Origin of the sequence: Bradyrhizobium betae, assembly GCF_004123905.1 — a bacterium.
Lineage (GTDB): Bacteria > Pseudomonadota > Alphaproteobacteria > Rhizobiales > Xanthobacteraceae > Bradyrhizobium > Bradyrhizobium betae_A.
The window spans coordinates 1-12990 of record NZ_MZXW01000029.1; the positions used below are offsets into that span (position 1 = coordinate 1).

The 12990-nt window shown below is 64.4% G+C and carries 18 protein-coding genes; 10 read left to right on the top strand and 8 right to left on the bottom strand.

Going from position 1 to position 12990, the window contains the following annotated elements:
• From B5V03_RS23385 to B5V03_RS23405, 6 genes are all read left to right on the top strand, one after another.
• Positions 1-418: fatty acid desaturase (locus B5V03_RS23385; RefSeq protein WP_206736180.1), on the top strand; the 418-nt coding region annotated here is incomplete at its 5' end.
• Between the two features lie 136 nt (positions 419-554).
• A complete protein-coding gene (locus tag B5V03_RS23390) occupies positions 555-827 on the top strand; it encodes a hypothetical protein (RefSeq protein ID WP_245502313.1) in 273 nt (90 codons plus the stop codon).
• 102 nt (positions 828-929) lie between these two features.
• Positions 930-1091, top strand: a complete 162-nt coding sequence (locus tag B5V03_RS41595) for a hypothetical protein (protein WP_164988228.1) — start codon at positions 930-932, stop codon at positions 1089-1091.
• 322 nt (positions 1092-1413) lie between these two features.
• The gene (locus B5V03_RS23395; protein WP_129272749.1) at positions 1414-2454 is read left to right on the top strand and encodes a PrsW family glutamic-type intramembrane protease; all 1041 of its coding nucleotides are present in this window, start codon (positions 1414-1416) and stop codon (positions 2452-2454) included.
• Positions 2455-2523: 69 nt separating this feature from the next.
• Positions 2524-3102: an HdeD family acid-resistance protein gene (locus B5V03_RS23400; RefSeq protein ID WP_129272750.1), complete on the top strand. Its 579-nt coding sequence runs from the start codon at positions 2524-2526 to the stop codon at positions 3100-3102.
• 235 nt (positions 3103-3337) lie between these two features.
• A complete protein-coding gene (locus tag B5V03_RS23405) occupies positions 3338-4423 on the top strand; it encodes a 3-deoxy-7-phosphoheptulonate synthase (protein ID WP_129272751.1) in 1086 nt (361 codons plus the stop codon).
• Positions 4424-4486: 63 nt separating this feature from the next.
• Here B5V03_RS23405 and B5V03_RS23410 read toward each other — a convergent pair whose 3' ends face one another.
• From B5V03_RS23410 to epmA, 3 genes are read right to left on the bottom strand one after another with little or no spacing between them, the layout of a single operon-like run.
• On the bottom strand, positions 4487-4738 hold the full coding sequence (locus tag B5V03_RS23410) for a hypothetical protein (RefSeq protein WP_129272752.1): 252 nt from the start codon (positions 4736-4738) through the stop codon (positions 4487-4489).
• A gap of 39 nt (positions 4739-4777) precedes the next feature.
• A complete protein-coding gene (locus tag B5V03_RS23415; protein ID WP_129272753.1) occupies positions 4778-5872 on the bottom strand; it encodes a lysine-2,3-aminomutase-like protein in 1095 nt (364 codons plus the stop codon).
• Positions 5869-6933 (bottom strand): EF-P lysine aminoacylase EpmA, encoded by a 1065-nt coding sequence (epmA, locus tag B5V03_RS23420; RefSeq protein WP_129272754.1) that lies wholly within the window; start codon positions 6931-6933, stop codon positions 5869-5871. The genes B5V03_RS23415 and epmA overlap by 4 nt, the downstream gene beginning before the upstream one ends.
• 162 nt (positions 6934-7095) lie before the next feature.
• Here epmA and efp point away from each other — a divergent pair, with 162 nt between their 5' ends.
• From efp to B5V03_RS23435, 3 genes are all read left to right on the top strand, one after another.
• Positions 7096-7662: an elongation factor P gene (gene efp, locus B5V03_RS23425; RefSeq protein WP_015686372.1), complete on the top strand. Its 567-nt coding sequence runs from the start codon at positions 7096-7098 to the stop codon at positions 7660-7662.
• A 45-nt stretch (positions 7663-7707) separates the two neighbouring features.
• Positions 7708-9309, top strand: a complete 1602-nt coding sequence (locus B5V03_RS23430; RefSeq protein ID WP_129272755.1) for a M23 family peptidase — start codon at positions 7708-7710, stop codon at positions 9307-9309.
• Between the two features lie 168 nt (positions 9310-9477).
• On the top strand, positions 9478-10386 hold the full coding sequence (locus B5V03_RS23435) for an amino acid ABC transporter substrate-binding protein (protein ID WP_129272756.1): 909 nt from the start codon (positions 9478-9480) through the stop codon (positions 10384-10386).
• A gap of 88 nt (positions 10387-10474) precedes the next feature.
• On the opposite strand, the gene B5V03_RS23440 is transcribed toward B5V03_RS23435, so the two are convergent.
• Positions 10475-10978, bottom strand: coding sequence for a cupin domain-containing protein (locus tag B5V03_RS23440; protein WP_129272757.1), 504 nt, complete (start codon positions 10976-10978; stop codon positions 10475-10477).
• Between the two features lie 21 nt (positions 10979-10999).
• On the bottom strand, positions 11000-11479 hold the full coding sequence (locus tag B5V03_RS23445; protein ID WP_129272758.1) for a carboxymuconolactone decarboxylase family protein: 480 nt from the start codon (positions 11477-11479) through the stop codon (positions 11000-11002).
• Between the two features lie 54 nt (positions 11480-11533).
• Here B5V03_RS23445 and B5V03_RS23450 point away from each other — a divergent pair, with 54 nt between their 5' ends.
• Positions 11534-12064 (top strand): MarR family winged helix-turn-helix transcriptional regulator, encoded by a 531-nt coding sequence (locus tag B5V03_RS23450; protein ID WP_129272759.1) that lies wholly within the window; start codon positions 11534-11536, stop codon positions 12062-12064.
• Here B5V03_RS23450 and B5V03_RS41600 read toward each other — a convergent pair.
• From B5V03_RS41600 to B5V03_RS23460, 3 genes are all read right to left on the bottom strand, one after another.
• The gene (locus B5V03_RS41600) at positions 12061-12234 is read right to left on the bottom strand and encodes a hypothetical protein (RefSeq protein ID WP_164988230.1); all 174 of its coding nucleotides are present in this window, start codon (positions 12232-12234) and stop codon (positions 12061-12063) included. The genes B5V03_RS23450 and B5V03_RS41600 overlap by 4 nt on opposite strands.
• A gap of 84 nt (positions 12235-12318) precedes the next feature.
• Entirely contained in the window at positions 12319-12570 is a 252-nt protein-coding gene (locus tag B5V03_RS23455; protein ID WP_129272760.1) for a hypothetical protein, read from the bottom strand.
• A 60-nt stretch (positions 12571-12630) separates the two neighbouring features.
• Positions 12631-12891: a hypothetical protein gene (locus B5V03_RS23460; RefSeq protein ID WP_129272761.1), complete on the bottom strand. Its 261-nt coding sequence runs from the start codon at positions 12889-12891 to the stop codon at positions 12631-12633.
• Positions 12892-12990 lie beyond the last annotated feature (99 nt).

The window sequence follows — 12990 nt, forward strand, 5'->3', positions numbered from 1 at the left end:
CGACGTGCGCTCTTCCGATCACCCCTGCGTGATCGGCTACACCTTCGGCGGCGTGCACACCATGATCGGCTGCGTGCTGTTCTCCGGCCTGTTGCGTGCGTATCTGTTGATCCTCGTCAGCCAGCTCACCGGCTCGGTCTGCCACGCCTACGGCTATCGCCGCTTCGAGGTCGAGGACGCCTCGACCAACGAGTTCGTGACCACGATCCTCACCTTCGGCGAGGGTCTGCACAACAACCATCACCGCTTCCCGCGGGACGCCTATATCTCGCACGCCTGGTGGGAGATCGATCTCAACGGCCTGATTATTTTGGGCATGGAGAAGATCGGCCTCGTCCACGACGTCTTCCACGCCTCGCACCGTCAGCTGGAGCTGGCGTCCGAAGCGGAAGCGCAGGCGGCCACGACGGCGCGCTGAACCGGCAGGCGGCGGGCCTCCTCCGGCCGCCTTGCCTCCGCACCGCTGCCCTATCGCGGCCCCATTGCGGGATCAGCTTTTGTAGGTCCGTGCCGCGTGCCGGACCTCATTTGCGGACTTGCGATCGGGGGACCGAATGGCAGTCGACAAGATCACGCTTGATAAGATCACGGTAGACAAGATCACCTGGGACAGGGTCGGCCGGGTCACCGAGCCCGGGCGCTACATGTACACCTTCGGCTGGCTCACCATCACCGCCGGCGATCTTGATATCTGGAAGCAGTATCCGCAGGCGGCGTTCACCTTGCTCGCCGAGCACCCGCCGCGGGATCGAGAAACTGGAGAGGAATACCATCTCGGCGCATTCGACGTTGCGCCCGAGCCGCGCCCCCCGTTCACGACCCACTGAGGGCCGTGCCCCCGATTCGAGCGGCCACTACAGTCACTCCGCGTAAGGAGCGATTGCGCAAATCGCAGGGCCGCCACAGACGCATGGCATGGGCGTTGCTTGATGATCGCCATGACCCAACTCGCCCCCCTGGACCAAGCCCTTTTGCTGCTGCTGATAGCCGCCTGTCTCGGCTCGTGCCTGATCCGCGCCTTCTGGGAGCTGGAGCAGGCCCGCGCCCGGCGTGTCTTGACGCGGCGCAGGCGCACAACGAAGCGTGACTAGGCAGCCACCGGCCGCGGCGCCAAGGTGGCAAATGCCGCCTCTGGACTCGCTGCCGGGACACGTGCATCGTGAATCGAAGAAACCTTCGCATTCCCTTGATCCAGCTAACCAATCGCGGCCTTGTGTTGGCAGCGAGATCGTTGCCATTGACGGCGAGCACATCCCATCATGCAGTTGATTGCACTCATGTTCTCCGCCGCAATCACCGCGCAGATGAACCGAAGCTGTCGCAGCTGTTAAGCGAGGCGACAGCAAGCGCATGACACATGGTCGCATCGGTAAAAGTAGATAAGCCGGGCCAGGGAACCTATTTTCGACGCCGATGTACCTGATCGAAGCGCTACCCACCGTCATCGGAACTGCAGCCATCGCCCCGGCGCTGCTGATGCTGTGGCTCGTCATTGCCGCCGAGGAGCGCCCGGGGCCGCCGGCCCAGGTCTGGACGGCGTTCCTGCTCGGTGCGGCCAGCATCTCGCTGCTGGGCCTCGCCCGCGCGCCCTTCGCCAAGATGGTCGCGGCACCCGACAACCCCTGGGCAGCGCTGGCCATGCATTCGGTCTTCGGCGTCGCCCTGCCCGAGGAGGCCGTGAAGGTGATCGCCATCGTGGCGATCTCCTCGACCAAGCGGCGGACTTTTGCCAATCCGATGGACACCGTGGTCTATGGCGCCGCGGTCGGCCTCGGCTTCGCCGCCTACGAGAACCTCGCTTATCTCGTCCAGCATGCCGAGATGTGGCGTTCGCTGGCGGCGCTGCGCAGCGTGCTGACGGTGCCGTTCCACGGCGCGCTCGGCATCATCGCGGGCGCCTACCTCACGATTGCCCGTGCCGGCACGGCGCTGGGCGCGAACCGCCATCATCGCGACTGGGCCCGCTTGTCGAGCCGCCTGCTGATCTTCGCCGGTCCGCTGGCGCTGCATTCGGCCTTCGACTTCCCGCTGCTGACCTTGCAAAGGATGCCGGACCTGGATCCGACGCTGCGGATGTGGCTGGGCGGCGCGAGCCTGCTGATCGGCTTCAGCTCGATCGCCTTCGCCATCCGCCTCGTCCGCCGCGTCGCGCGCCATCATGCGCCGCGGACCGACGTCGCGCGGGAGCGGCTCAGCCAGCTGCGCCGGATGTGGGCGCTGCTGCTCGCAGGTGGCGGCGTCGGCTTTCTCGGGCTCGCCTTCGTGCTCACCTCGATCCATCACTGGCTGATCAACCCCGCGCGCAACCTGACGCTGGCGCTGATCCCGATCGGCTTCGTCTCGATCCTGCTCGGGCTTGCGCTCCTGATCGTCACGGTCGCGATCTACATTCTCGGCCGCAACCGCGTTCGCACCAGCGGCGAAGGTTTTTCGTCTGCGCACGGCGGCAGCTAGGCCGCGGGATGGAAAGTGTGCTGTGCGCGCACTAGATTAAGCACACGCCATTCGAGCCGGAGCTTAGCGATGACATCGCCCGAGGATCTTTCACGGCTGCAATCCGCCATGAGCCAAACGGTGAAAGCGCATTGGAAGGCCTTTTTGTTCGAAGGCATCCTGCTTGCCGTGCTGGGCATCGCGGCGCTGATCGTGCCGCCGCTCGCCAGTCTTGCGATCGCGATTGTCCTAGGCTGGATGTTTTTGATCAGCGGCGTCGGCGGCCTGATCGTGACCTATTGGGCGCGCAGCACGCCGGGCTTCTGGTGGTCGCTGATCTCGGCGGCGCTCGCCGTGCTCGCCGGCATGCTGCTGCTGGCCCGGCCGATGCAGGCCGTGCTGACGCTCACCATTGTGCTCGGCGCCTACTTTCTTGCCGAGGGCGTCGCCACCATCATGTACGCGCTGGAGCATCGCCGCGAGCTGAGCGGCCGCTGGTCATGGCTGCTGATCTCGGGCCTCGTCGACATCGCGATCTCCTTCATGGTGATCACGGGACTGCCGAGCTCGGCGGATTGGGCGATCGGAATCCTCGTCGGCATCAACCTGTTGTTCGGCGGTGCCACCCTGATCGGCACGGCGCTGGCAGCACGCAATAGCAACAGTTGAGGCGCCTCGTCGCCTCTTACGCCGTTTTGGGGGGTGACAACCCGGCGATGGCACGCTATATGAGCGGCCATGATCACCGTCGCCACCAGCTTTTATTGGTACTTTAGCTACGACAGCTCGCTGGCGGTGGGAGGATCGTGCTCAATCTGACACATTGAAGCAAACGCCCGAACAGCCGCCAGACCTGGCGGCTTTTTTATTGGCCGGCAGGTTCTGAAGCAAACAGGAGCCCGCCGTGCTGAGCACGACCGACGATCTTCGTATCCGCGAACTGAAAGAGCTAAGCACGCCCGATGAGGTAATGCGGGAGGTCCCGCGCACGCTCACCGCAACGCGCGTGGTGATGGCGGCGCGCAACGCTATCCACGCCATTCTCAACGGCCAGGACGACCGCCTGCTGGTCGTGGTCGGCCCCTGCTCGGTCCATGATCCCAAGGCCGCGCTCGACTATGCCGAGCGGCTTGCAGCCTTGCGCGAGGACCTCGCCGACCAGCTCGAGATCGTGATGCGGGTCTATTTCGAGAAGCCGCGCACCACCGTCGGCTGGAAGGGCCTGATCAACGATCCTGACCTGGACGGCAGCTTCGACATCAACAAAGGCCTGCGGCTGGCGCGCAACGTGCTGTCGGCGGTCAACAATCTCGGCCTGCCCGCCGGTGCCGAGTTCCTGGACATGACGACGCCGCAATACATCGCCGACCTCGTGTCCTGGGCCGCGATCGGCGCGCGCACCACCGAGAGCCAGATCCATCGCGAGCTGGCCTCGGGGCTGTCCTGCCCGGTCGGCTTCAAGAACGGCACCGATGGCAATGTTCGCATTGCCGCCGACGCGGTGAAATCAGCCTCGCATCCGCATCACTTCATGGCCGTCACAAAACTCGGCCGATCGGCGATCGCCTCGACCGCGGGCAACGAGGACTGCCACATCATCCTGCGTGGCGGCAGCAAGCCGAACTACGATGCGGCAAGCGTCGCGGCGGCCTGCAACGATCTGGCGAAGGCGAGCGTCGCGCCGCTGGTGATGGTGGATGCGAGCCACGCCAATTCGAGCAAGAAGCCGGAGAACCAGCCGCTGGTCATGGCCGACATCGCCGGGCAGATCTCGGGCGGCGAAAACCGCATCATGGGCGTGATGATCGAGAGCAATCTCGTCGCCGGCCGCCAGGACGTGGTTCCGGGCAAGCCACTCGTCTACGGTCAGAGCATTACTGACGGCTGCATCGACTGGGCGACGACCGAAACCACGCTCAAGCAGCTCGCTGATGCGGTCGAGATCCGGCGCAATATCCAGCGCGCCGGGCTCCACGAGCGTTCCGCGTAAGGCGGGGTAAACGCGGGCGGGGCGATGCTGTTCGCGCCCTGCCCGCTGCTTCCCCGTGGCGGCCTAGCAGCCGCGGCAGATGCTCTTGATCTTCTTGTCGAGCGCCGCGTCTTCCTTGTTCACGGGATTGTTCGGGTCGCTCAGATTCTTCTCGCTCGGCACGTCGCCGGCGCGCGGCTGGCGATGCCCGACGGGGGCCTGCGGCACCGACCCCGACGTTGCGCCGCCCGACGTCGATCCCTTGGTGCCGGTCTGCGCGAGCGCCGCGCCGCCGAGCAAGACCACGAGAGATGCTGCCACCATGATCTTCTTCACGTCCGTGCCTCCATTCTCAAGCCGGCGTTCTCTGACCGCTCAGGTCTCGGGCGGGTAGAGATGAACGTCGCCGCAGTAATCCACGATACGATAGCGCGTTTCCGTCTCCGCTTCACGCGCGTCAGCTGCGGTATTTTGCTCCGCCAACACATAATTCGGTCCCACCGGCGATTTGCCGGCGCCGCCGGGAATGTCGATGACATAGTCAGGCTGGCACAGTCCTGATACCCGTCCGCGCAGCTTCCGCATTAAATCCTGGCCCTTCGCCAGCGTCGTTCGCAAATGCACGGTGCCCGGCGCGAGATCACCGTGATGCAGATAGTAGGGCTTGATCCGGCATTCGACGAAAGCTCGCATCAAATCCGACAGAGCGGTGACGTTGTCATTGACGCCGCGCAAAAGCACGGACTGGCTCACCAGGGGAATCCCGGCATCGACGAGCCGCGCACAGGCGGCGCGGGCGCCTTCCGTGAGCTCGCGCGCATGGTTGGCATGCACGGCGACCCAGGTGGTCGCGTCTGCGACCTTCAACGCTGCGACCATTTCTTCGCTGATGCGCGCGGGGTCAGCGACGGGCACGCGGGTGTGAAGGCGGATGATCTTGACGTGATCAATGCCGGCGAGATCGGCCATGATCTCGCTCATCCGCCGCGGCGACAGCATCAGGGGATCGCCGCCGGTCAGGATCACCTCCCAGATCTCGCTGTGCGCACGGATGTAATCGATCGCCGCGCGATAGGCGGCCTCCGACAGCGCGTTCTCCTTGCCGGGCCCCACCATCTCGCGGCGGAAGCAGAAGCGGCAATAGACCGCGCAGACGTGAACGAGTTTGAACAGCACGCGATCGGGATAGCGATGCACGATGCCTGTGACAGGCGAATGCGGGTGATCGCCGATCGGATCGGCGTTTTCGCCCGGCTGCATCTCCAGCTCTGCCTCCGTCGGAACGAATTGCCGCGCGATGGGATCGTCGGGATCGGACTTGTCGATCAATTCGACCAGCGCCGGTGTGATCGCGACCGCGTAGCGCGCGGCGACGCGCTCCAGAGCGGGCAGAGCCGTGGCAGGCACGAGGTCCGCGGCCACAAGCTCGGCCGGCTCGCGCAAGGTGCGTGCAAGGTTGGTCTTCGTCATGTCTCACTTAACGTTTCATTTGCAGGCGGCGTCCACACCACCTGATCAATTCGTGCTGCGCCGCTGGCCAGCATCACCAGTCGGTCGAAACCGAGCGCGACACCGCTCGCCTCCGGCATTGCGGCCACCGCGGCCAGAAAATCCTCGTCCAGCGGGTAGGCCTCGCCGTAGCGGCGCTGCTTCTCCGCCATCGATTCCGTGAAGCGCTTGCGCTGCTCTTCGGCGTCGGTCAGTTCGCCAAAACCGTTGGCGAGCTCGACGCCGCAGGCATAGACCTCGAACCGTTCCGCGACCCTGGGATCGCCAGCCGTCACCCGCGCCAGCGCCGCCTCCGGAGATGGGTATTCGAACAGAATGGTCAAACGCCCCTGCCCCAGATGCGGCTCGACATGTTCGACCAGGACCTTGCTGAAGATGTCCGACCAGGTGTCGTCCTCGGCCACACGGACCTTGCCGGCGGCCGCCTGGGCCAGCGCGGCACGGTTACCCCTGTTGCCGGAGATTGTCGACAACAGGTCGATGCCGGCGAACCGCTCGAACGCGCCGGCGACGGTCAGGAGCTCCGGCTCGGCAAAGGGGTCGGCGATCCGGCCGCGGAAGGCGAACGTCCCGATCCCGGTCGTCTGCGCCGCGCGGGCAATCACGACAACGGTGTCGGCCATGATGGCGTCGTAGGGCGCGCCGGCCCGGTACCATTCCAGCATGGTGAATTCGGGCAAATGCAGGTCGCCGCGTTCGCGGTCGCGGAACACCCGGGCGAACTCGAAGATTCGGGGCTCCCCGGCCGCCAGCAGCTTCTTGCAGGCGAATTCCGGGGAGGTCCGCAAGTATCGGCGGGCTCGGTTGCCGTCGGGGCGCATGATCTCGGTCCGGGGGGCGTGCAGATGGGTCTCGTTGCCGGGGGAGACCTGGAGGATGGAGGTTTCGACCTCAACGAAGTCCTGTTCGGCGAAAAAGCCCCGTAAAGCTCCGGTCACAGCCCCCCTTGCCTGGAGGAACGGCCGCCGGTCGAGATGCCGCGAGGGCGACCAGAACGGTGAAATCGGCTTGTCCCCAGCCATTAACGGACCGCCCCACAGGCCAGCAAAATGCTGGCATTCAACGACAAAATGCGTATGTTGCGGCCCGAAACGGGCGCCGAGGTCTGATTTGAGGCCCCAAGTCCCCCATCAATTTGACCACGTCCTGGCCGGAGCCGGGCCAAGCAAGCAGGAAATATAGCTTTGAGAGTCATCGCCAGTTCTATTCGCAAGGGCAACGTGATCGAGCAAGACGGCAAGCTTTATGTCGTCGTGAGCGCCGAGAACATCCATCCCGGCAAGGGCACCCCGGTCAGCCAGATCGAAATGCGCCGAATCTCGGACGGGGTAAAGATCTCCGAGCGCTACAAGACCACCGACCAGGTCGAAAAGGCCACGATCGAAGAGCGCAACTTCACCTTCCTGTACGAAGATGGTGACGGCTACCACTTCATGAACCCCGAGACCTACGATCAGGTCCAGGTCTCCAAGGACGTCGTCGGCGACGCCGCCGCCTATCTTCAACCGGAAATGACCGTCAAGCTGTCGACCCACGACGTCAACGTGGTCTCGCTCGCGCTGCCGCAGCGCGTGACGCTGGAAGTGGTCGAGACCGAGCCGGTGACCAAGGGCCAGACCGCCTCGTCGTCGTACAAGCCCGCAGTGCTCTCCAACGGCGTGCGCACCACCGTGCCGCCGCACATCGCGGTCGGCACTCGCATCGTGGTGATGACCGAAGACGGCTCCTACTCCGAGCGTGCCAAGGACTAAGCGAGGGATCGAGGATCGGGACAGGCAGCGCCGGGGGGCGAGACATTGGGTAGGAAGAGTTTCCGCTTCGTCTCGCTTCTGCTGGCGTCGCTGTCGCTCCTTCCTGCCACGCCGCTCGCGGCGGACGAGATCCGCAGCCCATCACTCACGGCCCTGCGCGTCGATTGGCGCGCAGCGCTCGACCAGCTCCGCACCGAGATCAACAGCCGCCCGCAAGTAGCGGGCGACTTCATCTTCGCGCCGCGCCGTTCGGTGCCGCGTTACGATCCGCGCGCGACGCCGGCGCTGGTGCAGCTCAACGCGATCTCGTCGCAATTCTTCACTGGAATCGCCCGCAGCTCCGTGCCCGTGCTGCTGCCGTTCGACGCCGCCGCCTATCTCGAGGCCCAGCGCAGCGGCGCACCGTCGAGCCTGGCGCTGTCGCGCTACCAGGCCGATTTCAATCCCCCCGACATGTTCGACGCCGGTCCTGCCGGCTACAGCGCGGCGTTCTCGTTCGAGCCCGGCGCCGGTGACGGCATGCCGAGCCGCGTCTATGCAAGGCCGGTCGAGGTGCAGATCACGGGCTCTGCGCTGCTCTATGACATCGCCGATCCCGTCGGCGGCAAGGGCGAGCCGGTCAAGCCGCTTGCGACGACCTATCCGGACCTGCGCAGGTTCATCCGGGAAGGCTATGTCCGCTACGCCTTCAACCGCTTCGGCGTTGCCTATGTCGTCTCCATCCAGTGCCTGGACAGTGTCGCAAAACCACGGCGGCTGGCCTGCAAGGAAGCCTATCCGGTTGCCGAACGCTTCCTGAAAGCGCTGCATGTCGCCGGCGGCCAGCGTATGCGGCCGCTCGCGGACATCGCCTCCAACATCATCGATCGTCCTCGCGAGCGTTCGACCGAATTCAGCTATCGGCCGAGCGGCGATATCATCCCGAACACCGGCTATCGCAACAAGAGCGGCCATCCCGACGTGATGGCCTATGCGCAGATCCGCTTTCCGCTGGAGAAGGCGCCCGCTTTCGTGCGCTCGCAATCCTATGGCAAGCGCGACAAGAACGAGAGCCCAACCGCCTATCCCTGGCGCGACAATTTCTGCGAGTCCCGCAGCTTCGAGGTCTGGCAATGCGCCGGCGGCTACGGCCACCAGGGCGAGGATATTCGCGCGGCCGACTGCCCTTCATCAGGCGAGGGCCGCGAACCCTGTGATCCCAAGCAGCGCGCCGTCGTCGCGGTGCGCGACGCCATCGTGATCCGCGGCGCCAAGGACCAGGCCGCGACGCTCGAGATCAACAGCCGCACCGAGCACATCCGCTTCCGCTACATGCACATGAATCCGCAGGTGATGAACGCCGACGGCCTGCTCAACGGCCGCCTCGTCACCGAAGGCGAAAAGATCGGCATGGTCTCGAACTATCTCGACCATCCCGCCGGCACCTCGATGCACCTGCATTTCGACGTCCAGGTGTTCACCCGCGACGGCTGGATCTGGGTCAGCCCCTACGTCACGCTGGTCTCCGCCTATGAGCGCCTGATCCACGCCCGCGGCCGCGAGATCGGCCCGGAGATCGCGGTCACCGCGCAGCCTGTGGCCCACGCGATGCCCGAGGATGTGATCAAGCCTGACCTGCGCGAGGGATCGAGCAGCGAGGAGAATTGAGGCGGTTTACGCCTCGCTCCGCGGCGCACCTCGATGACAATCCGATGACGACCCCTTCTTTGGCGCGCGGGGGCCAACCGGCCAGCTCCAGATCGATCGAATGATCCGGCCTTCTCTGGCCCCAGAATTGCTTTGCCTCCGGCAGGCACACTGGAGGAAGGGAAGTACATGCGTAGTCTCACCACGGCGGCTGTTCTGGCCATCGCGTTCGCCATGCCGGCTCATGCGCAGGAGCTGACCGGCACGTTGAAGAAGATCAAGGAAACCGGCGCGATCACGCTCGGCGTGCGCGACAGTGCGGTGCCGTTCAGCTACATCGACGAGAAGCAGAAGACGGTCGGCTACGCCATCGACATCTGCATGAAGATCGTCGAGGAGATCAAGGCCGAGCTCAAGCTGGACAAGCTCGCGGTCAATGAGAACCTGGTCACCTCGTCCAACCGCATTCCGCTGATGGCGAACGGCACCGTCGATCTCGAATGCGGCTCGACCACCAACAACGCCGATCGCCAGAAGCAGGTGTGGTTCACCAACACCCATTTCCTCACGGCGAGCCGCTTCGTATCCAAGAAGGCCTCGAAGCTCGATCAGGTCGACGATCTCAAGGGCAAGGCCGTCGTTTCGGTCTCGGGCACGACCAACATCACCCAGCTCAACAAGGCCAACGCGGCCCGCTCGCTCGGCATCAACGTCATGAACGCGAAGGACGTCCCCGAAGCATTCTTGATGGTCGAGACCGATCGCGCCGAGGCGTTCGTCATGGACGACATCCAGCTTGCAGCCATGATCGCCTCCTCGAAGGATCCGTCGCTCTACGCGATCAGCACCGGAGCTTTTTCCGATCCCGAGCCCTACGGCATCATGCTGCGCAAGGACGACGCGCCGTTCAAGGCGGTGGTCGATCGGGCGACCGCAAAACTCTACAAGAGCCCGGAGATCGAGAAAATCTACAACAAATGGTTCATGGAGCCGGTGCCGCCGCGCGGCCTGAATTTCCACGTCCCGATGCCGGCGTCGATGAAGAAATCGTTCGAGCACCCCTCGGACAATCCTGATCCGGCGTCATACGGCGGCTGATGGCAATTTGAAGCGTAGTGAGCGAAGCGACGTCCGGGACTTTCACAATGACCGTCCCCGGGTGTCGCTTCGTTCACCCGGGCTCGGCTTACTCCAACAACGTCGTAAGCTGTGCGCCCTCGTCCGCCACGAACACGGCGATCAATTCCGCCGGCTCCGTGGCGCTGGCATTGGCCGAGACCAGATGCGTCGAGCCCGGTGGCTCGAAGAAGGACTGGCCGACGCCGAACGTCTCGACCGGGCCGCCGCCGAGCTGGGAACGGATCTCGCCCTTGGTGATGTAGGCCGTCACCGAGCCTGCGTGGCGATGCGGTCGCGAAAATCCGCCGGGACCGTAGAACACCCGCACGATGGTCACGCGCTTGCCCGGCACGTTCGGCAATGCGTAGGAGCCGATCGGCTCGACCTTGTCGAGCGGCGAACTCTCCGCAGCATTCGCGCAGAGCGGCGCGAGCGCGCCTGATACGGTGTCCATCGTCACCGGCAGTGCGTTGCCGATCGCGAGCGCACAGGCGAGCCCGCCGACAACGGCCAGTGCCATCGCGCGCGACGGCACCAGGTGCTCGGTGGTGCCCAAACTCATTGCTGTCATGACCACCTCCCCTTGTTGCAATCAGGACGTCGCGGCATGCGCGGCAACCGGCCGCTTCGCCGGCGTCCAGCGAAAGGCTGCGCCAAACCGGTTCCAGACGTTGATCGAAGCAATTGCCGATGTCAGGTACATCAGCTCGGTCTCGGAGAATTCGCGCTGCACCTCGGCATAGACCTCGTCGCCGAAGCCGTCGGGTAGCAGGGTCAACGCCTCCGCCCAACCCAGTGCAGCGCGCTCGCGCGCGGAAAAGATCGGCGCCTCACGCCAAACGGCGACCAGATGGAGCTTGTCCACGGGCACGCCAATGCGCTCCGAGAGCAGGATGTGATGCTGCACGCAGAAGGCACAGCCATTGATTTGCGACGCCCGCAGCTTGACCAGCTCCAACAGCTGCTTGTCGAGGCCCGCCTTGGCAGCCACCTGGCCCAGCGCCAGCACCAGATCGTACGCATCGGGCGCGATCCGCTTGAAATCCTCGTATTCGCTGCGGGCGTGTGACATTGCCGTTCACCTCGTGCTATTGTAAGAGTGCTTATACATTATAAGAGCTCTTATATGGCGCGCAAGCCGGCTGATATCACAAGATCGAAAATCTCGCGCAAGCCGCCTGTCGACAACGGCGCCGTTCGCGTGCCCGCCCCCGGCGAAGGCAAGCGCGGCGAAGAAGGCTATCTCGGTTACCTCTTGCGCCAGGCCCATGCCGCAGTCCGCCTGACGATGGAACGGACCCTGGCCGATCTCGGCGTGACGTCGCCGCAATTCGCGGTGCTGACGATGCTCAACGCTTATCCGGGCCTGTCAGGCGCCGACGTCGCCCGGCTCACCTTCCTGACCCCGCAGACGGTGGGCGTCATCATTCGCAATCTCGAGCGCGACGGTGCGATTCTGATGACGCCCCATCCCGTCCATGGCCGCATCCAGCAATGGACGCTGACGCCGCGCGGGGCGACGCTGCTGAAGGCATGCAGGGAGCGCGTCATCGCGCTGGAGAAGCGGCTTGCGGGTGGCCTCGATGCCAAGGCCGAGGCGAGTATTCGCCGGTGGCTCGCTAACGTCGCAACCGAATTGCAGGACGACCAGGCCTAGTCGCCGCCGCCGCCGTCACATCCGCCGGCATCCGAGAAGTCGCCACCAGAGTCGCCATCGCCCTGGATACCCCGGCCGAAGTTCTCGGCAATGATCATCAGGATCACGACGAACAGCCCTGCACCGAAAGGCCAGGGGTTGGCACGGATGATGTCGAACAGCTCCCGCATGCGCGCATTTTGCGCGACAAGAACGAACCGACCGTAAAACGGCAGGCCTAAAATCGGGGATATCCAGTCGAACGTCAGAACGTCCTACCCGCCCTTCAACGCTTTCTTAACCTCGCCGTCGGGCCAGGTTTCGCCCGCCACGATCACCCGCACCCGGCTCTGGTCGGTGCCATTCACCAGCACATGCGAACTCACCCGGTCGCGGCTCGGCTCCAGGTGCAAATCGGTTTCGGGCTTCCAGCTCAGCGTCGTCGCGAGATCGCCAGGAAATATCTGCCATTGCGATCCGTCGTCGAGCTCGACGACATGGCTTTCCGCATGCGCGCGTATCTTCATTCCACCCCGAATGCTCGATGAACAGAAGTGGGCCCCGACGATCGCCGGGGCCCTGCTCCGTCAGTCGTTGTCGTGATGAATCACGGTCTTGCTGCGATTGCCGAATTCATCTTCCTTCTTGATGACCGTGGTGCGGTCGGCAGGCTCGCGCTCCTTGATGATGGTGGTGCGGTCGCGATCGCGGTCCCGCTCGCGATACTCGTGGGACTGCCCGACCGTCACACCGGCACCGACCGGTCCGACGTGAACGCCGACTTCATCAGCGAATGCTGGAGCCGCAATGGCGGTGACCATGGCAGCGGCAAACAGATATTTTTTCATTGTCTCATCCTTCAATGTGTGCGGAGGGAATGCGGGACTGCGACAGTTTGTTCCGGAGAACGCCAAGTTCCCAGCGTTCCCGGAACCTGCTCACAAGCA

Coding starts and splice junctions, on each gene's coding strand:
- B5V03_RS23400 (WP_129272750.1), top strand. CDS start 2,524: ATGACATCGCCCGAGGATCTTTCACGGCTGCAATCCGCCATGAGCCAA.
- B5V03_RS23445 (WP_129272758.1), bottom strand. CDS start 11,479: ATGTCACACGCCCGCAGCGAATACGAGGATTTCAAGCGGATCGCGCCC.
- B5V03_RS23390 (WP_245502313.1), top strand. CDS start 555: ATGGCAGTCGACAAGATCACGCTTGATAAGATCACGGTAGACAAGATC.
- B5V03_RS23440 (WP_129272757.1), bottom strand. CDS start 10,978: ATGACAGCAATGAGTTTGGGCACCACCGAGCACCTGGTGCCGTCGCGC.
- B5V03_RS41600 (WP_164988230.1), bottom strand. CDS start 12,234: ATGCGGGAGCTGTTCGACATCATCCGTGCCAACCCCTGGCCTTTCGGT.
- B5V03_RS23395 (WP_129272749.1), top strand. CDS start 1,414: ATGTACCTGATCGAAGCGCTACCCACCGTCATCGGAACTGCAGCCATC.
- B5V03_RS23450 (WP_129272759.1), top strand. CDS start 11,534: ATGGCGCGCAAGCCGGCTGATATCACAAGATCGAAAATCTCGCGCAAG.
- B5V03_RS23415 (WP_129272753.1), bottom strand. CDS start 5,872: ATGACGAAGACCAACCTTGCACGCACCTTGCGCGAGCCGGCCGAGCTT.
- epmA (WP_129272754.1), bottom strand. CDS start 6,933: ATGGCTGGGGACAAGCCGATTTCACCGTTCTGGTCGCCCTCGCGGCAT.
- B5V03_RS23435 (WP_129272756.1), top strand. CDS start 9,478: ATGCGTAGTCTCACCACGGCGGCTGTTCTGGCCATCGCGTTCGCCATG.
- B5V03_RS23460 (WP_129272761.1), bottom strand. CDS start 12,891: ATGAAAAAATATCTGTTTGCCGCTGCCATGGTCACCGCCATTGCGGCT.
- B5V03_RS23455 (WP_129272760.1), bottom strand. CDS start 12,570: ATGAAGATACGCGCGCATGCGGAAAGCCATGTCGTCGAGCTCGACGAC.
- B5V03_RS41595 (WP_164988228.1), top strand. CDS start 930: ATGATCGCCATGACCCAACTCGCCCCCCTGGACCAAGCCCTTTTGCTG.